Genomic DNA, 26,881 nt, shown 5'->3' on the forward strand with positions numbered 1-26,881 from the left:
AAAAAGACATTTATGAATACATTTGACCATCAAAAGGGGGCGTACTTCTGTACCGGCGAAGCTAAGATTTACTATGAAGAAATAGGGAATCCTGATAAACCAGTAATAATTTTTCTTCATGGGGGGGTAGGAAATATGGAGGATTTTAATGTTTTGGTTCCACTTTTAGCAGATGATTTTAGGATAATTGGGATAGACAGCAGAGGACAGGGCAAATCTTCACTTGGATCTGACAAGCTAACTTATCAACTTTTGCAATCTGATATTGAGGCTTTGTTAAAGTCCTTGAACATCAATAATATTATAATTATTGGATTTAGTGATGGTGGAATTATTTCGTACAGAATGGCAATTGAAAATGCTATAAAAATCAAAAAAATTGTGACTATAGGCGCTACATGGAACATTAAAGATCTATTAGCAACCGAAGAAATATTTTTGAATGTAACGGCTGCCGGTTGGAAAGAAAAGTTTCCAGATAGTTTTAATCTCTATCAGAAATTAAATCCTGAGCCTGATTTTGAGAAGCTTATAAAATCAGTGGTAGCCTTATGGCTGGATAAAACCGAAACGGGATTTCCAAATGAAAGGGTGAGTGAAATCAATTGTCCAGCACTTATTGTAAGAGGTGACCAAGATCATTTATTTTCTAGAAAAAGTGTTTTCGAAGTTGCAGAATGTATAGATAATGCCGCACTTTTAAATATTCCTTTTGCAGGACATGTCGCCTATGAAGATCAACTGGAATTATTCTTCATTACTTTAAAGCAATTTTTAAATGAACAGTAGTGCCGAGTGCAAAGCTCCAGGCGAATTGGGCATTTTACTTAATAGATGCGACCGTTCATTTAGTCGGTAAGGGAAGATATCAATACGGTATGTTATTTGATTCATCTTCCTGTATTTTTAGTTCAGTGTCAAATTGCACGCTAAAACAAAAAGCCCAATCTTTCGACCGGGCTTTTTGCTGTGATGCAGAGCATGAATATCTGTTATATTTACTTTAGGGTGTCTGGCACTTGTGATAAACGGGCATACATTTCAGCAAGGGCAAATTGATTTAATAGCCATTTCTGATCAGAAGGTTTTGCATCTGCAGTCCACTCTGTTCCGAATAATCCATTTTTGTCTCGCATGGCTTTCCATGCATGTTCCAAATTGGAATGAAAAGCTTGGATGTATTGGCTGTTTTTATCTTGGTGGTAAAGCTCAATAAATCCTCTCAACATGATGGCGATAAACCAATTGTCGCTTTTTTTAAGTACGAGATAGTTTGCAGTTTTATCCTTTCCATTTTCTGCGGGATAGAAGAAATAAGCCAATGCTGATTTTGCTGAGAGCTGTGCATCTTTCAGATATTTTTCTTCTTTGGTCAACTTATACAGCAAGGCACCTGCTTGGATCATCTGTCCTGTATTGTAGGGATATTTCGTTTTCTGAATTTCCCCTTTCAGGTTGATGTTGTCCCAATATAAGTGATCGGCCGGATCCTCGAGATTTTTCATCGTCCAGTTATAAAGTGTAACGGCTTGCGTAAGATACTTTTTTTCTTGTGTTGCTTCATATAATTTAAGTAAATAAACGACCGCAGGAGCATTGGAACAGGTGTTTTTAGATTCTTTTCGTTGTTCGCACCAATAGATACCACCACCGAGCTTGTCATCCATACCACTTTCTACAAAAGTCCAGATTTCCTTTGACTTTGCTAAATATGCAGGATTTTTACTTTGCAAATAGAGGTCAGCAAAGTCAATACCCAGCCAGATATTGTCGTCATAAAAGCGGTCTGATGTCGGCGCACTATTTACATAGGAGGCGTAGGCTGCAGGTTGACGTTTATCATAGTAATTCTCAAGTCCCGGAAGCACCTCTTGGTCAATATGCTTTTTGATCTCTGGATCATTTGATTTTTCAAGAAGTGCTGTGTAAGCGGATAAGCTTCCTGAAAATGGCCAAAGATAGGAGTAGGGGTTTGATTTCTTGCTATTATCTCCATCTCCAAGATAGCTCGCATTGTAAGTCTGGTCAAAAGGATAAACTTCGCGGAAAAGATGCTTGCCATCTGCTACACCATAAAGTTTTTCAATTATCTGCAGGCTTTTAACCGCTCGTTGATAAGCGGTATTTTCACTGGCTTGTTGTGCATAGAGACCTGTTGTAATTAACAGGGCGATCCCTGTTCCAACGATTTGCTTGATCATATTCGTTATTTTTTAGTTGATTTTTCAAATGATGCCAGTCCTTCAAAAAGCATAGCAGCGCTGGACTGGCTCGTTAATTGTGTCTGTCCGAGTGGTTTTTGTGTCCATGATGGGCTGAAAAGTAGGATCCCCGTATCTTGCCCTTGCTGCCAAGCGACTTTTCCGTTGTTACGAATGAAGTTCTCAAATTTTGACCGAAAGGCTTCGTTAATACCATCTCTTTTCAAATATTCAATAAAGTAACGTACAAAGATTCCCTTAAACAGGGCTCCATCTCCATCTCCTTCATTGCGGAGGACATTATTACTGGCATCGATACATTTGGTCATCGTATAATTGGATGCTTTTTGTGCATCGTTCATATAAAGAGGGTCTTTCGTAATATCAAAAAGTTCCACTGCTGTTCCTACAAATGTCCCTTGGTTATAGGTGAGGGCAGTCATATTGATGACGTCGGTTTCGCCATTGATATTGTCGTATACCGCACCTGTAGCCCTGTCAAAAAGGGTTTCTTTTTGCCAATCGTAGATGCGGATGGCCCAATCCAGGTACTGCTCATCTTTTGTGAGTTTATACAACCGGGCGGCAAGAATACTTGCAGGTCCGTTGGAACAGGCATTTTTTGAATAAAGCATATCCTTGCGCCAGGCTAATCCGCCGCCGGCATATTCGGTATTCCACGCTTTTAAGATATCATTCCAGAGGTGCAAAACTGCATCCATATACTTTTGCTCTTTTGTGATCTCAAAAAGGCGGAGCATGGTCAGTGCATTCCACTCCATATCATCATAGAAAACATTTTCATACGTATTGCCATTTTTCTTTTTGACACCTTCAAACCACTTGGCGAAGTAGTCTTTATATTTGGGGTCCTGGGTACGGAGATAGGCATCGATGACCACATCCATGGCATGTGCATTGGGCCAGTACTGGAAACCTAGATCTGAGCCATCACTTCCATAGTTAAAATAGCCTTCGTTGTTCCAAAATTGGGTGATCAGTTCATCTGAAGTTTGTTGCGCCATCTGATCCCACGTGATATCCAGCTCGTCGTTGAACTGATATTCATCGTTGATCTTGCTGCAGCTGTTGAGGCTGAACAAGCTGAGGACGAGCAGTCCTATATACATTGATTTCATCATAATGCGTTAGTTGACGGTGACTTGATGGGTGTACTCTTTATCTCCTTGTAAAATGACGCTAACCGTTGTCGACTTGCCGTCCACTTCACTTGCAAATTTCCATTTATCATCCCATTGGGTAACTGCTTTAAGCAATTTAATATAATAGTATGCTGGATCACTGGCAGGCGTTGGACGGCTGTCGGTTGGATTTTTTGCCCCAAACTGCTCGATCACACTTTTATTGTTGGCCACGGTTTCCAACTGAAATTTGTAGCGTTCATCTTTTCCCCAGCCTTCTTGCTTGAAAGCAATGACCCCGGTACCTGACCAGATACCTTTGCCTTGGTAAGGGAGGTTGAACATAATTTTATTATCTGGCGAAAACCAAAGACCGATCGATTTGATTTCAGTAAAATTGATGGTCGCTACATTGAAATCTACTTGGATGCGGTATACCGCAGTTTTGGTAACTTCCATACCGAGATCTTCGGTTGCTTCTTTTAGTTTGACCTGGTTGTCTGAATAGAAGCGGCGTGCATCGTTATCTTTTCGATCTACAAAAACATATTTTTTACCAGCTTCCAATTTGGTGTAGATTTCAAATTCACCTGTGGCTGTCTGTTTAAAAGCAAGGGCAGCGGCGATGTCAGCTCCACCTTCGGAAGCTTCTCCTGTAGCATACAGTTCGTTTGGAATATCGGCAAATCCTTCGAGGCTTGAGATTTTGAGTTTACGCACTACGGGTGAAATAACACGGTTGATACCACGGGAAGTGACAATCGTCCATTGTACATCACCACTTTCTCCCGGATTGATTCCTGCAAGGGAAGCAACTGAATTGAGCACTTTATGGGTGATATAGGCATTGGTCGCATAGCCTTTATTGTTTGAGGTCAGTTTATAGAGCGGTTTTGAAAAATCTCCACCTACGACATCAAAGGCGATTTCATATTGTGGAGCCCCGCCGTCTTCGGTCAGTGCCGCTTCCCATTCAAAGAAGAGTGATGCAGAGGCTGCGCTTACCAGTTTAACGGCTTTATTGTCGAAAGGTTCAAATAAGTTGTCGACTGCTGTGACCTGTACATCTGTATAGGCGATGTTGTCGGTTTTACAAGATCCTAAGGTGGCTATAACGGCGGCAAGCCAGATTAATATTGCTGTTTTTTTCATGATTTTATGCGATTAAATTAGTTTGCGTAACCCGGATTATTGGGTAACAAATTTTTGTTCAGATCCATTTGGGCACGTGGTACCGACCAGAGGTAATCTCTGCTGTCATCAAACCTGCGGTTATCAAGGCGGATATAATCCGAGTTGCCATTGGCGAATTTTGCTCCGGTGACGGTACCGTCTAAGTAAGTTTTTCCAGCTTTCCAGCGTACGATATCGTAATAGCGTAAGCCTTCCAGTGCGAGCTCGCTTCGACGTTCATTACGAATCAGGGTAGTAAGTGCTGCCGCACTTATTCCTGTAGGGAAATCGAGTGCTGATGCTGCTGTAAATTTGGCTCTATCTCGGATGGGGCGGATTGTACGGTTCCAGACGCTGGCATCCATCTTACCCAATTGATGCTGCGCCTCGGCATACATCAACAGGACATCGGCATAACGGAACATAATGATATTGAGGCCTGAGTTGTAATCCTGGGTTACGGATGGATCATAATATTTCTTGACATAATAACCTGTTGGGGAGGAATTTGCACTAGCATTTATATATACATCTGCTTTTTCGGTATCGTTGCTTCCTGTACCTGGTTTTGTATAGATGGTACGTATCGTTCCATTAAAGTCGGTCCACTTGCCACCATGGAAGACAATCGTTGCCGACATACGGGGATCGCGATTAACATAGGGATTGTTGTCCGAATAGGCAGCATCTTCTGTTATCGGAATACCCTTTGTGGTTAAGTAGTTATTGACTAAACTTTGAAGTGGCGCATAAGCATTGAGGCGAGCACCGGCAGATAGGGGGGCTGCATCGTAAAGTTTATTCCATTGTTTTTTACCCGGAACATAAGCATAATCTAAGATGACTTCTTGATTGTATTCATTGGCGGGCTGAAAAAGACCTTCATAGCTATTGAATAGGGCATAAGTGCCGTAGACACCCTGATTTTGCATCAGACTGTCGCAGTAATCAGCTGTCTTCTGCCAATTGCTCTCATATAGATATGCTCGTGCTTGAAAGGCCATTGCCGCACCTCTAGTGATTCGTCCGCGGTCACTTAAAGCTAATTCATTGCGATTTGGAAGCATCATGCTGATGGCGGAGAGCTCGTCATGGATAAAGGCAAGTATAGTTGCTTTAGGGGTTCTCTTGATTGTTTCTGATTCTGCCAAGGTAATATCGGAGGTGAAAAATGGTACGTCTCCGAAAAAGTTGACAAGACGAAAGTAAATGAAAGCGCGTATAAAACGGATTTCTGCTGATTTTCTTTTTTTCCAGGCTTCGTTGCCATCAGGGACACGATCCAAATTGGCCAAAAATACATGGCAGGTCTTTAATCCACCGTAGGCATCGGACCACTCCGAGGCGAAACGTGGCATGTTTGGATTAGCCAAACCATTTCGGATCAGCCGTTGGTCGGTTGCCGAACGTCCCTCGTAGATATTGTCACTGAGTGCTTCGTCATTCCACATTTTATCAGCAGAATACATTTGATTGTAAGCCATGTTAACCATCAGTTCGGCATTGGCTGCAGATTCCCAATAGGTGGCATCTGTAAATTCTTTTGTCAGGACGGGATCCATGCTGTTGCAAGAGCTTGTGAAAGCCACCACGAAACCAGTAATACCCATCATTTTTAAAATTTTGTTCATGTTCTTATTTTTAAAACTGAATATCTATTCCTAAACCGTAATATTTTAATGTCGGGTAGTTTCGTCCGCTGTTTGCTGCCCCTGACATGTTGCCATCAAATTCTGAAGATTCCGGATCGATCCAGGAGTTGAGACTCAGTGTCAGCAGATTTTGGGCGTTCACAAATATCCGTGCCTTTTGCAGATGCAGGCGGCTTGCGAAGTTCGATGACAAGGAATAGCCGATCTGCAGGTTTTTCAGTCTGGCATACTTACCGTTGAATAAGAAGATATCTGATTCCGTTTGGTAATTGTTCGTAGTCGATGCTGAGCCTGCGGCCGTGAGCCTTGGCCATGCTGCTCCCGTATTGGTCGGTGTCCAATAATCGAGCTGGTGCTGATAGATGGCATAGGAGTAGTTCTCGTGGAACGGCTCGACCAATTCGCCCCTTACCATCATATCCCTACTGCCCACACCTTGCCAGAACATGCTGAAATCGATGTTTTTGTAAGTGAGGTCGTATGTAAATCCAAAGGTGTAACGAGGAAAGGCATTGCCCAAGACAAATCGGTCTTTGGAATCTATGACACCATCATTATTGCGGTCAATATAGCGGACGTCACCAGGTTGCAAATCCGAAGCGGCAACGCCAACTGGTAATGCTGCGGTTTCAATTTCTTGTATATTTTTGAAATAGTTCTGAACTTTATAACCGTAGTAGGAATTAAAAGGTAGTCCTTCGCGTACTATTTTTCGGATGCGGTCGGATTCGGAGAACTGCTCTTTTCCTTCAAAATAAGTCACCTCATTGTGTGAGTCTCCAATGTTTGCCATGAAATTATGCTGGAATTCACCGGTTTTCGTTCTGTAGGACAGTACAAATTCCCATCCTTGATTTTTCATCTTTCCAATATTAGTCTTGGCAGGTCCCGTTCCAAATGTTGATGGAATCGTTGGAGTGATGAGGATATCACTTGTATTTTTATGGAAATAATCGAAGCTGGCGGTCAGACTGTTATGAAAGAATGAGGCATCTAATCCGATATTGAAATTATGCGTTTTTTCCCAGCGCAGGTCTTCATTGGCATAAGTAAACCCAGCTCCACTGACAGCTTCGTTGTTGAAGCCGTAACTGTTATTGACCGGTGTATAGCGGGTGAGGTACTGATAAGGAGGAATATCTTGATTTCCCAATATACCGTATGAAGAACGGAGTTTTAGATCACCGACACGTTCTTTATAGGATTCCATAAAACCCTCTTCCGAGATGCGCCAGCCGAGCGATAGCGATGGGAAGAAGCCCCAGCGGTTATGCTTGGCAAATTTGGAAGAGCCGTCGTAACGGAAAGAGGCTTCCATAAAATAACGTTGGGCATACGCATAGTTTAATCTTCCGATGAGTGATGTAATGCTCGTCTCTTCGGTGCCTTCGGGTGTGGTTCTACTGGAAGGATCGATGATGGTTCCTGTGGTTGGTGTACCTAAGATCGGATCGGTGAACTGCAATTTGATTTCATTTTGCCGGCGGGTAAAAGACTCATTGGTAGCCCCGAAAAGACCTTTGAATTCATGATCGCCAAAGGTGCGGTTGTAATCCAATAACAATTGATAGTTGAGCATGGATACTTTTTCATTAAAGTCTTCGGTATTACGGGTTGAATTGACATATACCAAAGGTTTTTCTGCGTCCGCACTGGAATACAGCGGTACCTGAATCCGTCGGATGTACCGGTGATCTGAAGTGAGTTCTGCACCGAAAACCCCGCGCAATTTCAAACCTTCCATGAGTTTCACATCCAACGCAATGTTGGCATTGAAATAATCATTGTCTTTCTTCTGGTATCCACCTTCCCTTAATTCGGCTAAGGGATTCTGATCGGTCAGCGCATTATTGATCAGGTAGCGGCCATTGTCGGCCTGCATCCGATAATAATAGTAGGAGGGGATACGGGAGGAATTGATGATGGCATTGCCAGCTGTCGTGTTCAGTCCGTTATTTCTGGAATAGGCCAAAATACTACTTAATTTGAAGATTCCAAATTCATTGCTGAGGTTGGAGCGTAGGTTGAAGCGTTCGATTCCATAGTCTTTGTTACCGACAAAATTGCTCCGTTGATTGAGATAGCCTCCGGAGAAAAGATAGGTCGAATGCTCACCACCACCAGAAATGGAGACATTATGATTTTGCTGCAGTGCAGTCTGCATGATCCGGTCATAATTCCACTCTTCCTCATCGCGATGGTTGTAGAGATCCATGATCTGATCGGGAGTGAACTCAGGGTCTGAACCAATGTTCGTTAAGGCAAGATTTTTCAAGGTGGCATTTTGGTAGCCTGCAATAGGAGAAAAAAGGATTTTAGGATCTTGAATACCGGCCATCGCAGATAGAGTAACGCGTGGTGCCCGGTTCTTTACTCCCGATTTTGTTGTCACAAGCAATACTCCGTTTGCTGATCTGGAACCGTAAATGGCAGCTGAACCGGCATCCTTTAGTACAGATACGCTTTCGATATCTGCTGGATTGAGTTTGTTGAGTGCTCCGGATTCAGAGATCAGACCGTCGATGACAACCAGTGGACCGTTACTGTTCATGGTGGAAATCCCCCTGATGTTGATGTTCATGGTGTTGTCATTGGGATCCATGCTTCGTTGCTGGATGTTGAGACTTGGAGAGGCACCCTGTAGCGCCTGGGTAACGTTGGCAACAGGTCTGTTTTCAATGGCGTTGGCATTGATCTGATCTACTGCCCCTACAACAGATCTACGGGTTGTAGTGCCGTAACCGACCACAATCACTTCGTCGAGCGATTGACTGTCTGCAGTCATCTGAACTCTGATGACATTGCTTTCGATGCGCATTTCAACATTTTGGTAGCCTATGTAGGTGACACGAATGCGGTCTCCAATTTTTCCAGGCACGGAAAAGCTTCCTTCTGGATTCGTCACCACTGTTGTGGTGGTTCCAAGCAAAAGTACGGTAGCTCCCTGAATAGGCTTGCCGTTTTCATCGATGACTTTCCCCTGCACAGCTTGCTGGGCAGCCGTCCATTTGAGGAAAGTAGGTTTCGATATTGCTATATAAGGGGCATGCCCAAATAGCAGTATACCTGAAACCAGGAATAATTTTGACTTTTTAATCATAGTGAATAAAAGTTTATATGTTGGTTATTTTAGCTAGATTGCTAAACCGTGTTTGCTGTATAACTAAACCGGTTTAACAAATTTAAATATATTATTGAAATAACCTATTATTTTGAATATTTTTTTTGAAAAATGTATTTCGATAAAGAGTAAAAGGATATCGATCTACATGTACAGGCGAAAAAGACCGAAAACATTGATAATAAAAAAGGGGCAACGTGTATGTTGCCCCTTTTTCTGTTTATGGGTATGTTAGTTCGTATTCTGATCAATACCTTCTAGGGTTTTGCCTTTTGTTTCAGGAAGGAATAGGATGAAAATAAAGGATAGAACGACCATTATTCCATAAAAGAGAAAAATATAGAATCCGCCATTTTCTCCTCCTTCTACGATAACAGGAAATATCCAGGAAATGATAGCGGCAAATATCCAGTGTGTCGTGCTTCCGAGTGAAGAACCTTTGGCGCGTATTTCATTAGGAAATATTTCTGCAAGAAATACCCAGATTACAGCGCCCTGCGATAGTGCAAATGCCCCAATAAAGCCAATGATATAAAACAAGAGATAGGTGGAATGGCCTGATTTGAGACCGAAAGCGGTAAGCATTAGGAATATAAACATGCCCACTGCTCCTGTCAAGAGTAATTTTTTTCTACCAAATTTGTCAATGATACTCATGCCTAGAAAGGTGAATACCACATTGGTGCCTCCAATAAAGATCGGTTGGAGGTAACTGAGCTGTGCTTCAAAACCTGCGATTTCAAAGATGCGGGGAGCGTAATACAGGATCGCGTTGATACCGGTCATCTGATTAAAAAATGCGAGAAGTACGGCAAAAGCAATCGGTTTATAATACTTCTTCTGCCACAGAGAAGGTGAATGACGGGTATTTTCGGTCTGCTGCGTTTGTGTCAGAGCCGATTGTCCCAGTGTATGGAATACGGCATTTGCTTCATCGATATTGCGATGTAAAGCGAGCCAACGTGGGCTTTCTGGAATTTTTTTCAGGAGTACGTAAAAGATTCCGGCAGGTAAAGCCATGATGGCAAGCATATACCGCCAAGCATGATCCCCGGTATCTGCAAAAAGAAAATTGGTACAATAAGCCACAAGTATCCCACTTACGATCATAATCTGAAAGAGCCCTGTTAATTTACCTCGGTCTTTGGCCGGTGATATTTCGGAAATATAAACAGGTCCGACCACCGAACTGATACCAACGGCTAGGCCCCCTAGGAATCTAAAGAGTAGAAACAAGCTCCAAAAAGGGGAGGCACCACAGCCAATGGCCGAGAGCAGATATAAAAGTGCGATGGCGCTCAGGACGGGTTTTCGGCCGTAACGTTCTGAAAAACGGCCAGCGACAATAGCGCCCACGATGGTTCCGATTAGTGATATGGAAACTGTCAGTCCATGCCAGAAAGCATCGAGTTGCCACAGTTTTTGAATGATCTGTTCGGCACCTGAAATTACTGCAGTTTCAAAACCGAATAAAAAGCCGCCTAGGGCAGCTATTAATGAAAACTTCCAAACATTTTTCATAAGCTAAGTGAGGTTGCTAATCCTAAAAATAAATTCCAGCTGTTAAATGAGGCAACATATATGGGCATGTTGATTTCTTTTTGAACGGCCGGGAGAAAAAGGTGATGCGATTTGGCAATACTTCCGCCTAAAATCAACCCTTCTGGTTTAAGCGTAAGGATGTGGAGTTTGATAAAATCGACTAAGGCTTCTGCAAGAAATGAAAAGGCTGCTGTCCGTTCCTGAATCAATTTTTCGTTGTCGACCAGCGCTTTGATATGCGCTATTCCATCTGTTCCATTTTGCTTGAGATGCGAAAGTATACCTCTGGTGGAGATAAAATCTTCGGCTATACCTGTACGGAATGGTGCCGACCCATAATTTAGGTCGCTGACCTGTTTGTCGGTGTAAAAAGCCGATCCTAAACCTGTCCCAAGACTTAGACCTGCAATCCGTTTGTCTTGCAGGTTATGGTGATAAAGTTCGCCCAGTAGAAATGCTTTTGCATCGTTGATAAATTTGATATTTTCTCCATAGACACCATATTGTTTCATAAAATGAGATTTGATATCCATCTGCAATAGGGACTGATACTTATGCATGCCGTCCATCAGGCAGATCCCATTTTCATAATCAAAAGGTCCTGGAATAGAGACGATCATGGCATCAATTTTTTCATGTTCACTGTTCCAGACCGATTGGATGATTTGGTCCCACTGCGCTAAAATAATATCACGGCTTGCTGCACTGTCCACATCACCTTGCATCTCTTTGATGGGAAAATATTGTTTTCTTTCTTTTTTAAGGGATGCTGCCGTCAGGTGTGAACCGCCGATATCGATACAGATTGTAATGTTATCTTTCATAGTGCAGTATTTGTTGAGCCATGAAAAGGAAGTAGGGATTGCCGATCATAAGGCAACAGGAGTTCTCCAAGTTTATTTGAGTAAGCATGATTTATAATGGTTGATTAAGAATAATTAGCAAAACCGGTTTTGCTATTTTTGTAAAACTAGAGAATTAAAATAAATTCTCCAATTTTTTTACAAAGAACTTTTTCGAATTTGTAATTCTGAAGGGATAATATCTTCTGCAATACACTTTTCTTTGGCCGTTAATTGGGTCATGAGCATGTGTACGATACTTTTTGCGATTTTTTCCAGAGGCTGGCGGATACAGGAAACTGGTGGTTGTACGAGTTCAAATATTTCGTGGTCATCGAAAGTGATGAAGGCTAATTGACGTTCGTTTTGAAGATTTTGAAGGGCTTTTATACCCATCACACAGAGGTAATTGGTACTAAAATAAAGCGCATCAAGATGCGCATTTTTGTCTAACCATTCGCGTATCTCTTTCCAACCATGTTCTTTTTTTTTGCTGAAACTGGTTAAACACACATGTGGCTTCAGGCTATGCTGATCGAGCGTGGTGAGGTAGGCCTGTAGTCTATCCTGCATTTGCGGTTGTTGCGAATTGATGGTGACCATTCCGATGTTCCGGTATCCCTGTTCTAAAAGATGTTGAATTGCCGTGCTGCTGGCTTCATAATTATTGGTGCCCACATAATTGGCGTCAATGCCCAAGATCTTTCGGTCGAACAGCACAATAGGTGTATTGCTGTCGACGATGCGTTTTACTTCTTTCTCGATATGGTCTGTGGGCGCCAGAATTAAGCCATCAACTTGCTTATCGATCATGGTCTGTATGATTTCAGCAGCAAGTTTATTATTGCCCATAGTACTGCTGTAAAGTACTTGATATTCGTACTGGCGTAAATATTCTTCAATGTACAAGGCTATTGGACCAAAGAATGAGTCACCGATGTTTTCAACGATGAGACCAATGGTCCGAGATTTGCCTGTTGCTAAGCTTTTCGCTAATGCATTTGGCTTGTAACCAATTTCTTCAATATAATCTAAAACACGTTTTGTGAGTACTTTACTGATCCTGCTTTTCTCTGCTTTTCCATTGATGACCAATGAAACGGTCGATTTGGATACGTTTAAATGTTTTGCAATTTCACTGATGGACATATGTACCAAATTTTATTGAAGCCAAAGTACATATTTTATATCATTTATTAAGAAAGTCTGACCAATCCGGGTAGATTAAATCAGCGAGAGGCTTAGTATCAAGGTTTTTAACGGTAATCTCAAATAGGAACAAAAGAATATCTTAAAATAAAGTAAATTTTATTCTAAATCCGTAATTGCACTCTTCGATTATTGTTATTTGATGATTTAAATAGCTTCAAACGCACGTTTTCTTTTCTCTAAAATTTATATTTGATGTTTAATCTGTCAAAATTTTATATATTTAGTTTTGACAATAAAGGTTTAACAATTCGTAAAGGCAATTATGTTTAAGCATCTAAAATTCATTGACGGTACATCTGATAAATTCTGGGAAATACAAACAAACGGTGCAACACATACAGTGACTTATGGTAGAAATGGTACTGCTGGGCAATCAAAAGATAAAACATTTGATAGTGAAGAAGCGTGTCTCAGGGATGCGGAGAAGCTTATTAATGAGAAAACTAAGAAAGGATATTCGGAGGATGGAACTGTAGAAGTAGCGCCACAAGTTACAAAAGATGGAACTGTGCGGAAACCTAACGCCTCAGCGCAGCGTAAAGAAGAAGCGGTGAAGCGTATTAAAGAGATCATCAGTAAAGGAAGTGTATCTGATATTATTCCTTATCTGGAAGAATATGCAAGTGGGAATCTAGAGGTTATTAAAAAGGAGATTCGTGCTGCCAAACGCTATTGGGTTGATTATGTGGATCTCTCCAAAGATCCTTTGTTTAAGTCTAAGGCACAGTATGATTGGGGTATACGCGGGACAAAGGGGCAGCAACGAATGGTCAAATTATTGGCTTTAGCGACCTTTAGCGGTTCGGATGCCGCTAGCTGGGATGTATTTATCGAATTAATCAATCAAGTGCGAAGCCCTGAAGTTGACCAGATTCTAACGTATGCCAAACCCAATTGGCTGACACCATATTTGCTGCAATACGTGCGTAAAAATACGTGGCAATCTGTTGATTATGATACTTTAAGGTATGCGGAAAGTAAGGGGTTTCTGGAATTTGAACCGGAGGTTTACGCAAATTCGATGTCAAGACTCCATAATCCATCAGCTGCTTTACTGAGTTTTTTTACAACAGACGAATTGACCATACAGCGCGATATTCCACTTGTTTTTGATTATGAAACACCTATCCATACGGTTTACTCTAATTATAGGTGTGAAAATCAGGTCAATGAACTGACCTGGGATAAGATATTTGATCAATTGCTAGCCGATAATAAAATTGATAAAGCGTTTATTTTAACAAGTGCGTTGGAGGTTCAAACCAAAAATTGGAACATTAACCTGAAGAGTTATTTTAGAAAATTGATCGATCGGATAGGCGTGGATGAGAAAATGTTACTGGAGCATCAGGAGTTATTTTTCCCCTTGCTGCATGCTGAAAATAGTGCGGTGATCAATTTCGTCGTCGATACTTTAAAACCTTATTTTGCACATGCTGACTTTAGATTGGAAGAATTTCTAACCTGGTCTGAGGGTCTTTTTATGCGCAATGATATTAAATCGGCACTTAAAACGCTACTGGTACAATTTGATAAATTGCTTAAAAACCGTCCCGAAGTAAAAGAACAATTTATTCTTCAGGCGGCCGATATCTTTATGGTCCAGGATCTGCAATTGCAGGATCGAGCGGCGAAATTTATATTAAAACATCAGAAAGATCCGATAGAAGCGCTTACAGAAAAACTTACCCTTTACAGTGCGCAAATGCTGGGAAGTATTCCTGCAGATTTAAAAAATTTAATGGTGGCATCCAGCTATACTGAACAGGAAATCTTAATTGAATTATTGATCAGTACTGGAGAGGAATATGTTTTTGATCCAGTGAACGAAAAAAAACTCCAGCAGCCTTTTACTTATCCTGCGAGTTGGAATGATATTTTGTTTAAAATTGGAGAGGTCATCGGTAGTACAGATGCCGTTCAGATGGAAATATTGATGAATGCCTGGGTCTTGCACAGAGCGACTTTTCCGGCGGATTATAAGGAGCAGCTGGATCCCTATATCAATCAGCTTAAGAAAGTTTACCGGGAATCGCAATGGTTTCAGCACTTTTCTGGGGTATTTTTAAATATGTACTTCCAGCCGAATAAGATCTATCAGAATACGGATCGATACTCAAACTATTCCAAATGGGCGAGTATGATCGGAGAGCAGTTAACACAGCTACAGCGCCATATCGCAAAAGAAATTCAATTGCCTTTATTGAGTTTACCGACGCATGAACCTTTTTGGATTGCTCCTCAAATAGTGGTACAACGTATTTTAGATTATCAAGATAAAGGCGTAGCCCTAGATTTATTGGATCTGTCTATCGCTTTGAGCCGTACGGTTCGGGAAGATCTGGATGGTGTTGTAGCGTTGATCGATCAGATAAACGACAGTCAGGTCAAAGCAGTTCTGACCTATGCGTTAGGATTTGATGACGAACTGAAAATTGAAAAAAAATCATGGGTCAAAAAGTTTTTATCTTCATCCGATAATGCGCATGTGGGCTGGCTGGGTGTTTGGGCTACTGTTGCCCGGACGCATTATCCAGAGGCTGTTTTTCCGGAATTTGAAGATGAAAATTTGAAAGACATACCCTTTGCCGTAGCGCCTTTCCAACCGGAGCTTACGTTTACACCTTCTTATTATCAGGGATATAATTATCAGACTAAAAAATCAGAAATGGTGTATGATGGTGAAAAATTAAGTTTCCACTTTCCAAACTTCAAACAAGAACCGCACACCTTTATTTACCACAAGGATATTTATCAACGGGGCAAGGACAGTTTGCATAGTTATTATCTGTATAAAGATGATATCTCTTACATGCATAGTGTGATGCCTCAGAATACCGAAAGTCTTTCTTTGTTTCTGACCTTGGGGTTAGCGGCTAAATGTGATCAAGGTGGAAAGACGCCGATCGGCTATTTGCAGGAAATGATGTATGATTTCTTTAACTTTGATCGGCAGTCGGTGCTATTTTTAGCGACTTCATGTTTTAACAAAGAAAAAGAAGTTCGGGCCATGGCTACAGAAGTGCTCATCACGGCCATCGATAGGCATCGATTACCGGTTCACGATCTGGGGCATTTCCTGGGCATCCTGATGAGTCATACTTATGGTCCATTAGGAAGATTAGAGGAGGTTTTGGGGCAGTGCCGGGATATCTCTTCCAAACATAATAATGCTTTGATGCAGGTGATCAATCAGATGCTCCTGGATTACACTATAGCTGAAAAAATGCCGACTAATTTCAAGAAACTGATTGAACTATATTATGATCTGGTACATAAGGAAAATCAGGAAATTTCCATTGAAATGAAGCAGGTATTTGAGAAATTAATGGTTTTTAAATCATTACAACCGATATTAAAAAAATTAAGCAAATAAGACATGGCAATTACAGATTTAGCGTTCAGCTACAGCAATAATTCAACACTTGTACAGCAATCAGGAATGCAGCAATTGGTGCTTGCCCACCAGTCCGAATTAAGTGAGGTAAGTGCTGTTCCGTGTTTTTTCTGGGGCAGTATTACCGATCCGCTATTAACTTCAAAATGCTTATTGACATTGGCCAAAGTGGTGCAGTCTAGTTTTGGACCGGTACCCCCGAGCCTACGGGATCCTATTGTATCTGCTGGTACAGATCAGATCCGCTTTGAAGGATTCTCTTCCTGCAATGGTGTGTATGCACGGGTTGACCTGCTTGAAGATGCCATTGATGGCGAGTTTATCAGCAGTGGTACGACCAATGTAGACTTTAATGAGCCTATGCTCAATGCTTTAAATGCCGTTAAAAAAACGGAGAAAATGGTGCTGGGTGTCGGAAGTAAAGAGGTTTCCATCAGTACCGATAAAACCAAAGTAGTGGAAAAGAAAGTCACTTTACCACCCCGATGGATCAAAGGATTGACTTCTGTACAGCTTTATCTTGCCGGTATGCAAGAAAAATACAGTTTGTCCAAAATACAGATTATCCAACTGTTTCAGGGCATTCCAAAAGGGAATGTGAAAGGTGAGTTATTCCTGAGCCAAAGAGGGCCCAGGTTTGTGTTTTCACCTATTGCAACAGCGGGATCAGTACGCGTAGGCGGTGTACAGCGCTTGCGTTTATTGGAGGGAATCTTGCCTTATGCGGAAAAGTTGATCGTCTATCAGGAAGACGGAGGCGAGAGTTGTGCCTTTGTTGCCGATTTTGGTAAGATCAGACTTTCGTTGGCATTATCGCCCGATAACTACCGTGGTTTTTCAGGGGAAGGAAATGTATTGGAAAATATGGTCAAGGCGGTGCCTCAAGAATGGGTACATGCCGTGAACAGCCTGCTCAAGTCCAATGCACTTTTTGATCCGACTTTATTAGCGATAGAACACGATGTGGATTTTGCATCCATGGATACCTTGACAGGTTCCCTTTCCTCAATAGGTTTACTCGGGTATGATCTGCACGATCATCAGCATTATTACCGCAGATTGCCCTTCAAGACAGAGCGTATTCTTGCTCTAAATCCAAGATTGAAGAATGCACAGAAATTAGTGACAACAGATGGTGTTCAATTTGTCAAAAATACGCCAAACTATATCGAAGCCCGAGTTGAAGGTTCGGGTGTAAAGCATACCGTGATTATTGCTGGAGACAAACAGCAATGTACCTGTGACTGGTTTACGAATCATCAAGGAAAACGCGGACTGTGTAAACATATTTTAGCAGTGAAAATGCTAAATGGCTAGTCTTGTATTCAGAAAGCTGAAGTTTTGGTGAAAACAAACATCAAAGCTTCGCGGTTATTATTAATTAAAGATGCTTTCCTTAGTTGGAAAGCATTTTTTTTAGCATTTTAAATAAATCTAACACAAAATATTTCATGTCTGAGATTGAAGGCTTATCCTGTGTAGAAGTAAATAGACCGATCTCAGGATCGTTGTGTTTTAAAGAATTACTCCCTGCGATAACAAGTGTAGATGTACCTGTTGTCTGCTAAGATAGACAGTCTTTTTAATCGCTGTGCAACAATTTTTTTATTTAAAATGAATTTAATGTAGGGGTAATGTGCATATGATACTTTTACAGCATGAGAAGAAAACCAATTAATATTCTAAGTTTATTACTGTCAGTAGGTGGTGCAGTTAGCTGTAACGATAATGACAAGATCGGTGACAATGCGGAAAAACCTCCTGTAGCCCATGTGGATAATTATTCAAAAGAACCCGTTTTTGTGTATGGGATGGCTGGCTTTGAAAATCTGAATATCACTTCGCTTATTTCCAGTTCGGATAAACTTGCCGGTTCTCCGGAATTTGTATTTGCAGGACAACCAGATGGTGCCGGATTTATGAAAGATCCGAATTCAAATGGTTTTTTGATGATCACTAATCATGAGATTACGCAATCTGTATCACGGGTGTTTTTAGATAATAATTTTAAACCGGTTAAAGGTGAGTATATTATGGATGGTACTGGTGGCACGACAAGACTTTGTTCTGCCACGCTGGCTACTCCCGAAGAGCATGGTTTTTCTGCTTTCTTAACTGCAGGTGAATCGGGTGAAGAAAGTATGGTCCACGAACTGAGTCCTGTGGCTTCGACAGCACAACGCTCTGATAAAAATCGGGTTAAACCTGCTCTAGGTAAAGCTTCTATGGAAAATGCAGTACCGCTTCCCAAAGATATATCTAATGGTAAAACGTACATTCTGATCGGTGAAGATCAGTCGTACAGCTCTAGCCATCAGTCTGCAGGACAGTTGATCATGTATGTATCCGATAAACAGGGTGATCTGGATAATGGAAAACTATACGCTTTAAAGAGAACCAACAACGATTTTACGGAAACGAATATCAAAAAAGGTAGCTCGTATGAGGTTGAGTTTGTCGAGATTCCCAATGCTAAGAATCTAATGGGTAAAGAGATAAACAAAAAGAACATGGACAACAATGCCATTCGCTTTTCTCGTGTAGAAGATGTTGATTACAGAAAAGGGGCCAACAATGGAAGAGAGATTTACTTTACTGCAACGGGACAGTCTGCCAACGGTAGTACTCCGACGGAAGGACTGACAATGTGGGGGCGTGTCTATAAGCTGAATCTGGATGCGAAAGATATGCTGAAAGGTAAGCTGGAAGTAATCGCTGAGGGTGACTCTGATCCAGGTAACAACCTGATTAATCCCGATAACCTGTGTGTAACGGAGAACTACGTGTATATTCAGGAAGACGGCGATTCTTATTATACGGATGCTAAGCATGATTCTTATATCTGGCAATATAGTATGGCGACTAAAACTTATAAACCTTGGTTGAATATGAAGCACAACCGTAACGATGCTGACTGGCAAAAAAACTATAACCAGAGTGGCAATCTGAATAAGTTTGGTTCTTGGGAATTTGGTGCTATGGTTGATGTATCGCATCTGGTAGGGATACCGAATACCTTTGCGGTCAATATTCACTCACACACTTGGCAGAGCGATAAATTTGCAAATGCAGATGGATCGGGTGCTGTTATTAGCAAAGAAGGTGGGCAGGTTGTGCTTATCCGTAATGTACAAAAATAGCATTCTACATCTCGTCAAATCTTTATAAATAGGTATCCTGCTCTTGTTGTAGGATACCTGTATTTTTTAACGTCATAAATGGTGATGTAGATTGATATTACGATTGATTGAAGCCATTTTAATAGTGTACTAAAGAAAAAATAGAATGAAAAATTGGATCGTATATGGTCTGTTTGCTATTGCCTTGTTAGCTGTTATGTGCAAAGGAAATACTCAGGGTAACGATAAGGATCTCGAATTTCTGAGAACTTCTGTTTTGCAACAGAATGTGCATTTTGAAAAGCAGATTGATCAGCTTATAGCTTCTGTGGAGCGGAAAGATCCGTCGAGAAATTTACAGTCTCAATTTGATAGCATACGGTCGAATTATAAATCGATGGAATGGGCAGTTGCATATTTTATGCCCGAGACTGCACGTTTTTTGAATGGGCCCAATCTGGATGAAATTGAGATTGAAGAAAATGCGGTTATTGAAGCTGAAGGTTTACAGACTTTAGAGGAGTATTTTTACCCGGCATATGATGGTTCGCAGCAACAGGAAACCTTACGGTTTTTAAAAAAATTAAAGAACAAATCTTTAGCGATTGACACTTATTTTGAAGTAAATACGCTATCCCTTCCTCAGGTTATGGAAGCGCTTCGTAATCAAATTTTCAGGGTCACGACGTTGGGAATTACAGGTTTTGATACTCCAGTATCGGGTCACGGACTGAAAGAATCAATAGCTGCGCTTAACGGTGTCGGAGATGCTCTCTTAATGATCAAGCCAATCGTAAAAAATGGGGATAAAATTGATTATATCCTGAACCTCATCAAAGCCGCCAATAAAGAATTGGACAAGGTAAAGGATAAAGACAGTTTTGACTATCTGGTTTTTATCGATTTGCACCTTAATCGACTGTCTGATGCTTTATTTGATTTTCGTACTACAGAAGGTATTGTTCCTCTAGATGTAAACCACCCGATAAATCCCGAAGCCTCAAACCTATTTAGTGAGAAAGCATTCAATCCTGATTTTTTCGCGCCGTCGGAAAAACACAAAATGAGCGGAGTAAAGGTTGCTCTAGGTGCTAAACTGTTTCGTGAAAATATGCTCTCTGGTGATCAGAGTCGCTCCTGTATTTCTTGCCATCATCCTGAAAAAGCATTTTCTGATGGACTGAAAGTTCCGATGGCACTGTCAGGAATACCTATGGATCGTAATACTCCGTCTATTTCCTATAGCAATTATCAGCATGGTCAATTCTGGGATATGCGTAGGGAAGACCTAGAAGGACAGAGTGTAGATGTGATTACAAATAAAGATGAGATGCATGGTGACATGACGAAAATAGCGGCTCATCTCAATAAGGAGCATAGCTATAGCAGTGACTTCAAAAAAATCTATCAGACCGATACAATCGAGGGCTGGCAACTGCAAAATGTACTAGCAAGTTATGTCCGCTCTTTGTCTGTATTCAGTTCGCCATTTGACCAGTACATGAAAGGGGATAAGCAGGCGATGACGCAGGAACAGCGGGATGGTTTTAACCTGTTTATTGGAAAGGGAAAGTGTGCGACCTGTCATTTTATACCTTTGTTCAACGGTACCGTTCCTCCTGAATATAGCAAGACCGAGTCTGAGGTACTAGGTGTGGCGACAGATTATACGAATAAAATATTGGATCCTGATAGGGGGAGAGGTCGTTATCATAGTACGGTAGATCAATTGCAGTATGCTTTTAAAACGCCTACTGTGCGCAACAGTAGTAAAACGGCTCCGTATATGCATAATGGTGGTTACACGACCTTAGAGCAGGTGATGGATTTTTACAATAAAGGTGGTGGAAAGCAATTTGGATTTGCACTGGAAAACCAGACTTTACCGACAGATTCTTTGGAATTGACGGATCAGGAAACGGCTAAAATCATTGCTTTTATCAAGGCGCTGGATGATTAATGATCGTGATACGGCTTTTACCTGAACTGTCACCATATAACTACCGTAATTTGTCAAAAATACGCCAAGCTACATCGAAGCCAGAGTTGAAGGTTCGGGTGTAAAACATACCGTGATAATTGCTGGAGACAAATAGCAATGTACCTGCGACTGGTTTACCAATCATCAAGGAAAACGCGGACTGTGTAAATATATCTTGGCGGTAAAAATGCTAAATGGTTAGTCTTGTATTCAGAAGGATAAAGCTTTGGTGAAAACAAACATCAAAGCTTTGCAGTTATTATAAAGAAAAGATGCTTCCTTAATCGGAAAGCATCTTTTCACGTTTATTACAGCTCTATTTGGTTAATTTTTACTCTTCTGTATCTTCATTCTTCCCCACAACTATTTCTTATTTTAACGTGTAAACGGCAAGGAAATATTTGCTGTTATGTTATTTATTTGAGAGAAATCTGATGTCATTTATGTCGTTAAGCATCTCGGAAAAGATGAAATGATTTAAATTATAGCTTAAACCTATCCCTGTAATTTATTGCTGTCTTTCAATGCAGATGCAAAGGGAATGCATTCACCATACGCCCTAGTTTTTATTGAAAAATTAGTTGTTATCCTAAAATTTATTGTATCTTAGAAATATTATGTAGTACATAAATATAACCAATAACCTTGTAACTAACGTGGGTAAGATTAGATAAGACCGTAAAGAATGTGATCAAAGTGGATTTTCTAGTTACAATTTATAGTGAGCACTTTTTAAATTTTTAAATAATCATTATGAACAGAAAAACCCTAAATTTTATGGCAGCTGGTTCTTTGCTAGCTGTTTGCAGTATTCATGTATCCTGCAGCAAAGAACATGTGAACCAATCAACTGATCAATTGTTAAATGTGTCAAAAACAAAAGCGGTTGCGATTACCGCTTCCGTACAAAGTTTATCCGATTATGAATTAATTTGGTCGGATGAATTCAATACGGTAGGGGGCTTTGACAACAGTAAATGGAGCTATGCCGAACGCGGTACTGTAGCCTGGAACAAGTATATGACGCATACATCTGATTATGTTTCGCAAGATGGTAATAATCTCGTGCTGCGCATGGACAATGCTGTGATTCCAACAGATCCGGTTCCGTATCATAGTGGCGGTGTTAAATCACAGAGTAAATTCAGTATGACCTTTGGTAAAGTAGAGGTCAGGGCAAAATTTACCCAAGGAAGGGGTTCGTGGCCAGCGATATGGATGATGCCAGAACCTGCAACGGCTTATGCCGGATGGCCGGGATGTGGTGAAATCGATATTATGGAGCATGTCAATAATGAGATGGTCGTGCATCAATCGGTGCATAATGCGACCGTAACAGGTTCTGGGGGAGGTACCAGTGCGACACATTCTACAAACTATAATGCAGCAGACTATAATATTTATGGTCTCGAGTGGAGCCCGAATGCGCTCAAATTTTTTGTTAATAATACCCTTCAGTATACGTATACGAAGGCCACTGGAGCGACCTGGCAACAATGGCCATTTGATGTTCCTTTTTATTTAATTTTAAATCAAGCTGGTGGAGCGGGTTGGCCTGGTGCTATTACGAACGCGGATTTGCCGTTTAATATGCAAGTGGATTATGTACGTGTTTATAATCTGCCTATCTTTTACAATGGTGGGTTTGAAACAGGTACACTTTCGCCTTGGACTTCTTGGGGTGGCAATGCGGCGATTGTTAATTCCAATATGCGTACAGGTTTAAAATGTATTCAATTGACGGGGGGAGCAAATGCTGTTGAACAGTATTTAACGGGACTGCAACCTAATACGACCTATCGGTTTTCTGGATATGGTAAAGTTGCCGCTGCTGGACAACAGGTGTTACTTGGGGTTAAAGGTTATGGCGGCGCTGCTGTCGATGCGGCCTTTAATACAACTGCATACAGCAATAATTCCGTTACTTTTACAACGGGAGCGACACAAACAACGGCAACTTTATACTTTTATAAGGCTGGTACCGGAACTGTTTACGGAGATGATTTTACTTTAGAAAAATTATAACAAAGAGTCGATGTGAACTAAATGGAGCCTTGTTTGTATCTTTTGTATACATAACGTTCATGATATGCTTAAAGTTATTCAAAATCTGCCTGAACATGTGTTTGGCGTTCGTGCAAGTGGAGAGGTCACCAAAGATGATTTAAAAGATGTTTTATTGCCGGGCCTGGAATCCTTAGCCAATCAATATAAAGAGATCTACTATCTTTTGGTATTGGATACCGATGTGCAGAACTTTACTGCAGGTGCCTGGGTGCAGGATCTGGTAGCAGGAGTGAAGCACTTTACAGATTGGAAGAAGATGGCTATCGTAACCGATCAAAAAGCGGTAGAAAAATTTACGGATGCCTTTAGTTACATCAGTCCGGGCGAAGCTAAGGGCTATGAACTCCGTGAGCTACAAGATGCGATCGATTGGTTGAGTATTAAAAAATAAGTGCATGTGCTGAAGGCATTACCTGCGGGGTTAGCTCTTGAAATCACAATTTTTCCAATCTTATTTATTACACTCAAAATTGGAAAAGGAACAATTGAGGTTCTGCAAAATTCCATTCAAAGCAATTTAAGGCACTCAAGTGTTGCGCGAAAAGCTGTACAGGTAAAAAGAAATATACTAAAAAGCGTAATAGCAACTTTGTTGCTATTACGCTTTTTAGTATATTTGCCTTGTGCTGATACATAAACAAATCCAATCTAGAAGTTTAAAAGCGAATCTTATCGTTTTTTTGTATCTCTATTGGATTGTCTGTAGTATATTTTTTCTACATATCCATGTTCTAAAATCGGGTGAAGTTATACAGCATAAGCATCCTTATCCGATTACAAAGAAGGGGAATGATCACCATAGTGAGAATGAAATTCGGACCTTTAGTTCTGATTATCTTTTTGAGTTTTCCGAAGGGCCTGTTTATCATAACCTAAATCCATTTTTTACACTGTGGGGTGTTTTATGGAAATTTCCAATCGATCTTTATGAAATTTCGCAGTCTTTAGTTCCGACCTTCCCGCGAGGTCCCCCAATCTTCATCAATTATATTACTATAGTGCTGTAGCACCATTTCATTTTCTGGTTTTTTACGATTTTAAAATGCTTTGTCATTGCTAATAATGATGAAGTAATGAATATATATGATGAAGAAATTTTTATTTTTTGCTTTGTCGGTTATTGCTACGTTTAATAGTTACGGGCAGACGGACAGCAAGCATACCGGGCGCATTTTGGATGACAAAAAGGGGGCGCCGATAGCAGGGATTACTATTAAAGTACCGGACCTTAAGCTGGAGCTCGTTTCGGATCAGAACGGTGGGTTTATCATCCCCCCGAAATATAAGGGGCAACATTTGGTGGAATTTAGCGGTGTCGGTTACCAGACGCGAAGTTTGAAAATTGATTTGGGTAGTCATGATGTACTTTCAATTCCATTAAGTCCAAGCAATTTAACGCTAGATGAGGTCATTGTAACGAGTGCGGCGATCAGCTCAAGCAGTAAAAAAAATAGCACTTCAATCGCTGTTGTGGGCAAACAGCAATTATTGGAGCCAGCGACGAATGCAATAGAAGGTTTGGCGAGGCTAGTGCCGGGGGTAGCGGCGATTACGACTGGGTCATCTATCGCGAAGCCTGTAATACGGGGGCTATCATCCAACCGGGTTGTGACGATCAGCAACGGGGTCAAGCAGCAGGGAAATCAGTGGGGCGATGAGCACGGGATCGAGATCGATCAATATGGTGCAGATCGTGTCGAAGTATTGCGGGGTGCGGCATCTTTGATGTATGGATCCGATGCACTAGGAGGGGTGATCAATTTTTTGGAGCCCCTTGTTCCGCAAAGTGGGGAAGTTAAAGGCGAGGTATTATCCAATTATTCGACCAACGGCGGATTAAGTGCCAGTTCTGCTATGTTGACAGGTAATCAAAATGGATTTGTCTGGAGAGGAAGAGGAACTTATAAAAATGCTTATTCATTCAAGACCCCTACAGGTTATTTTCCAAACTCAGGTTTTAATGAAACGAATTTCAGCGCCATGTTTGGGCTTAATAAATCTTGGGGTTATTCCCATGTAAACGCATCTTTTTTTCGCAATAATATTGGATTTTATGAACCTGCTTTTGATAGCCAGGGTAATTATATCGATGCGGCAGGGAATCGTTTTACGGATCGAGATTTTAAAAATAGAAGCCTGGAGTTTCCGAAACAGGATATCCGACATACAAAGCTTTCCTGGAATAATCAGCTTATTTTAGATCAGGGATCATTAAAATTTGATCTTGGTTATCAGAACAACCAGCGTCGAGAACATGATAATCCTGTTCCCAATCTCTTTTTGGATCTGCATACATTAACCCTTGATGCGAAGTATACTGTCAATGAATTTCAGGGATGGCAGCCAGCTTTTGGGATCAGTGCCGAACATGCTAAAAATTCCAATAAAGGGGCTGAGTTTTTGCTTCCCGATTACCAGAGTTTTGGTGCGGGGGCTTTTGGGTATCTTAAAAAGACCTGGGATAACACAACAGTTAATGCTGGTGTGCGCTATGATTATCGTGTCAATGATGGTGATGGATATGTCAAAGATGGCGAAACATTTGAAAAGTATAAAAATCATTTTTCGAACGTTAGTTTTGCTACGGGTCTAACGCATCAAGTGAGTCCGTATATTAATTTAAAAGCCAATTTAGGGAATGCTTTTCGATCTCCCAATCCGGCAGAACTTAGTTCAAATGGTGTCCATGAGGGAACGTTCCGGTATGAAATCGGTAATACGGCTCTGAAGCCCGAAAAAAGTTATCAGGCGGATATCAGTATATACTACGATCGGGGTATATTTAATGGAAGTATCAGTCTTTATTCTAACCTGATCAAAGATTATATCTACATCTCATCACGGCCTGGTGATGAAACAGCCGATGGGATGGCAATTTACCGGTACGGTCAGGTTGATGCACAGCTGAATGGATTTGAAGGAGATTTTAATATAACCTTATTCCGCTATCTTACTTTTAACAATATATTCTCATACACGTATGCTAAAAATAAGACCCTGGATAGACCTTTACCTTTTATTCCAGCAGGACAGTTCAAAAATAGCCTGAAATATAGCCCGGAAATAAAAGGACTGTCGGCAAGCTATTTGAAAGTCGGTATTGATAACTTTTTTGCGCAACGACGCGTAGACCGTGAATTTGAAACCAGTGTGTCAGGATATACTTTGTTAAATGCTTCTTTAGGAACGACATTTAAGATCAGGGGATTAAATATACAAACGTATGTTGCTGGAAATAATTTGCTTGATAAAAAATATTACGATGCATTGAGCCGTCTGAGACCCGGCAGATTAGATCATCACGACCTCTCATTGGGTGTCTATAATCCGGGGCGAAATGTTACTTTTGGCCTGATTACATCTTTCTAAAACCACAAAAGTGGAAGTAGGGATGCTTCCACTTTTGTAATCACAATAATCTTTTTTCTCCTT

17 protein-coding genes are annotated in these 26,881 nt (G+C 41.0%); 9 read left to right on the plus strand and 8 right to left on the minus strand.

Annotated features, from left to right (window positions below):
• Nucleotides 1-12: 12 nt before the first annotated feature.
• Nucleotides 13-789: an alpha/beta fold hydrolase gene (locus tag WH188_RS04185; protein ID WP_132771301.1), complete on the plus strand. Its 777-nt coding sequence runs from the start codon at nt 13-15 to the stop codon at nt 787-789.
• A gap of 209 nt (nt 790-998) precedes the next feature.
• Here the strand turns inward: WH188_RS04185 and WH188_RS04190 are convergent, their stop codons facing one another.
• From WH188_RS04190 to WH188_RS04225, 8 genes are all read right to left on the minus strand, one after another.
• Nucleotides 999-2,201, minus strand: coding sequence for a glycoside hydrolase family 76 protein (locus tag WH188_RS04190; RefSeq protein ID WP_339423350.1), 1,203 nt, complete (start codon nt 2,199-2,201; stop codon nt 999-1,001).
• A 5-nt stretch (nt 2,202-2,206) separates the two neighbouring features.
• Nucleotides 2,207-3,343 (minus strand): glycoside hydrolase family 76 protein, encoded by a 1,137-nt coding sequence (locus tag WH188_RS04195; protein ID WP_315398483.1) that lies wholly within the window; start codon nt 3,341-3,343, stop codon nt 2,207-2,209.
• A 6-nt stretch (nt 3,344-3,349) separates the two neighbouring features.
• Nucleotides 3,350-4,495 (minus strand): SusE domain-containing protein, encoded by a 1,146-nt coding sequence (locus tag WH188_RS04200; protein ID WP_168126018.1) that lies wholly within the window; start codon nt 4,493-4,495, stop codon nt 3,350-3,352.
• A 17-nt stretch (nt 4,496-4,512) separates the two neighbouring features.
• Nucleotides 4,513-6,129 carry a RagB/SusD family nutrient uptake outer membrane protein gene (locus tag WH188_RS04205; protein WP_339423351.1) on the minus strand — a complete coding sequence of 539 codons (1,617 nt, stop codon included), beginning with the start codon at nt 6,127-6,129 and terminating at the stop codon, nt 4,513-4,515.
• 28 nt (nt 6,130-6,157) lie between these two features.
• Nucleotides 6,158-9,268, minus strand: coding sequence for a SusC/RagA family TonB-linked outer membrane protein (locus WH188_RS04210; protein ID WP_168126020.1), 3,111 nt, complete (start codon nt 9,266-9,268; stop codon nt 6,158-6,160).
• A gap of 252 nt (nt 9,269-9,520) precedes the next feature.
• Nucleotides 9,521-10,810: a sugar porter family MFS transporter gene (locus tag WH188_RS04215; RefSeq protein WP_168126021.1), complete on the minus strand. Its 1,290-nt coding sequence runs from the start codon at nt 10,808-10,810 to the stop codon at nt 9,521-9,523.
• Nucleotides 10,807-11,655, minus strand: a complete 849-nt coding sequence (locus WH188_RS04220) for an ROK family protein (protein ID WP_168126022.1) — start codon at nt 11,653-11,655, stop codon at nt 10,807-10,809. Before WH188_RS04220 ends, WH188_RS04215 begins: the two co-directional genes overlap by 4 nt.
• Before the next feature lie 177 nt (nt 11,656-11,832).
• Nucleotides 11,833-12,822 carry a LacI family DNA-binding transcriptional regulator gene (locus tag WH188_RS04225; protein ID WP_168126023.1) on the minus strand — a complete coding sequence of 330 codons (990 nt, stop codon included), beginning with the start codon at nt 12,820-12,822 and terminating at the stop codon, nt 11,833-11,835.
• Between the two features lie 325 nt (nt 12,823-13,147).
• On the opposite strand from WH188_RS04225, the gene WH188_RS04230 reads away from it, so the two are divergent.
• The 8 genes from WH188_RS04230 to WH188_RS04265 all read left to right on the plus strand — a co-directional run bounded on the left by WH188_RS04230 (nt 13,148) and on the right by WH188_RS04265 (nt 26,818).
• On the plus strand, nt 13,148-16,261 hold the full coding sequence (locus tag WH188_RS04230; protein WP_339423352.1) for a DUF6493 family protein: 3,114 nt from the start codon (nt 13,148-13,150) through the stop codon (nt 16,259-16,261).
• A 3-nt stretch (nt 16,262-16,264) separates the two neighbouring features.
• Nucleotides 16,265-17,599 carry an SWIM zinc finger family protein gene (locus WH188_RS04235; RefSeq protein ID WP_206368168.1) on the plus strand — a complete coding sequence of 445 codons (1,335 nt, stop codon included), beginning with the start codon at nt 16,265-16,267 and terminating at the stop codon, nt 17,597-17,599.
• A gap of 341 nt (nt 17,600-17,940) precedes the next feature.
• A complete protein-coding gene (locus tag WH188_RS04240) occupies nt 17,941-19,422 on the plus strand; it encodes a hypothetical protein (RefSeq protein WP_339423353.1) in 1,482 nt (493 codons plus the stop codon).
• 145 nt (nt 19,423-19,567) lie between these two features.
• Nucleotides 19,568-21,361: a cytochrome-c peroxidase gene (locus WH188_RS04245; protein ID WP_132771312.1), complete on the plus strand. Its 1,794-nt coding sequence runs from the start codon at nt 19,568-19,570 to the stop codon at nt 21,359-21,361.
• Nucleotides 21,362-22,135: 774 nt separating this feature from the next.
• A complete protein-coding gene (locus tag WH188_RS04250) occupies nt 22,136-23,407 on the plus strand; it encodes a family 16 glycosylhydrolase (RefSeq protein ID WP_132771313.1) in 1,272 nt (423 codons plus the stop codon).
• A 64-nt stretch (nt 23,408-23,471) separates the two neighbouring features.
• On the plus strand, nt 23,472-23,840 hold the full coding sequence (locus WH188_RS04255) for a SpoIIAA family protein (protein ID WP_132771314.1): 369 nt from the start codon (nt 23,472-23,474) through the stop codon (nt 23,838-23,840).
• Between the two features lie 6 nt (nt 23,841-23,846).
• Nucleotides 23,847-24,086 carry a hypothetical protein gene (locus WH188_RS04260; protein ID WP_207902466.1) on the plus strand — a complete coding sequence of 80 codons (240 nt, stop codon included), beginning with the start codon at nt 23,847-23,849 and terminating at the stop codon, nt 24,084-24,086.
• Between the two features lie 446 nt (nt 24,087-24,532).
• Nucleotides 24,533-26,818, plus strand: a complete 2,286-nt coding sequence (locus tag WH188_RS04265; RefSeq protein WP_237682703.1) for a TonB-dependent receptor — start codon at nt 24,533-24,535, stop codon at nt 26,816-26,818.
• Nucleotides 26,819-26,881 lie beyond the last annotated feature (63 nt).

Origin of the sequence: Sphingobacterium sp. MYb388 (assembly GCF_037479535.1) — a bacterium.
Taxonomy (GTDB): domain Bacteria; phylum Bacteroidota; class Bacteroidia; order Sphingobacteriales; family Sphingobacteriaceae; genus Sphingobacterium; species Sphingobacterium anhuiense.

Coding starts and splice junctions, on each gene's coding strand:
- WH188_RS04185 (WP_132771301.1), top strand. CDS start 13: ATGAATACATTTGACCATCAAAAGGGGGCGTACTTCTGTACCGGCGAA.
- WH188_RS04190 (WP_339423350.1), bottom strand. CDS start 2,201: ATGATCAAGCAAATCGTTGGAACAGGGATCGCCCTGTTAATTACAACA.
- WH188_RS04195 (WP_315398483.1), bottom strand. CDS start 3,343: ATGATGAAATCAATGTATATAGGACTGCTCGTCCTCAGCTTGTTCAGC.
- WH188_RS04200 (WP_168126018.1), bottom strand. CDS start 4,495: ATGAAAAAAACAGCAATATTAATCTGGCTTGCCGCCGTTATAGCCACC.
- WH188_RS04205 (WP_339423351.1), bottom strand. CDS start 6,129: ATGATGGGTATTACTGGTTTCGTGGTGGCTTTCACAAGCTCTTGCAAC.
- WH188_RS04210 (WP_168126020.1), bottom strand. CDS start 9,268: ATGATTAAAAAGTCAAAATTATTCCTGGTTTCAGGTATACTGCTATTT.
- WH188_RS04215 (WP_168126021.1), bottom strand. CDS start 10,810: ATGAAAAATGTTTGGAAGTTTTCATTAATAGCTGCCCTAGGCGGCTTT.
- WH188_RS04220 (WP_168126022.1), bottom strand. CDS start 11,655: ATGAAAGATAACATTACAATCTGTATCGATATCGGCGGTTCACACCTG.
- WH188_RS04225 (WP_168126023.1), bottom strand. CDS start 12,822: ATGTCCATCAGTGAAATTGCAAAACATTTAAACGTATCCAAATCGACC.
- WH188_RS04230 (WP_339423352.1), top strand. CDS start 13,148: ATGTTTAAGCATCTAAAATTCATTGACGGTACATCTGATAAATTCTGG.
- WH188_RS04235 (WP_206368168.1), top strand. CDS start 16,265: ATGGCAATTACAGATTTAGCGTTCAGCTACAGCAATAATTCAACACTT.
- WH188_RS04240 (WP_339423353.1), top strand. CDS start 17,941: ATGAGAAGAAAACCAATTAATATTCTAAGTTTATTACTGTCAGTAGGT.
- WH188_RS04245 (WP_132771312.1), top strand. CDS start 19,568: ATGAAAAATTGGATCGTATATGGTCTGTTTGCTATTGCCTTGTTAGCT.
- WH188_RS04250 (WP_132771313.1), top strand. CDS start 22,136: ATGAACAGAAAAACCCTAAATTTTATGGCAGCTGGTTCTTTGCTAGCT.
- WH188_RS04255 (WP_132771314.1), top strand. CDS start 23,472: ATGCTTAAAGTTATTCAAAATCTGCCTGAACATGTGTTTGGCGTTCGT.
- WH188_RS04265 (WP_237682703.1), top strand. CDS start 24,533: ATGATGAAGAAATTTTTATTTTTTGCTTTGTCGGTTATTGCTACGTTT.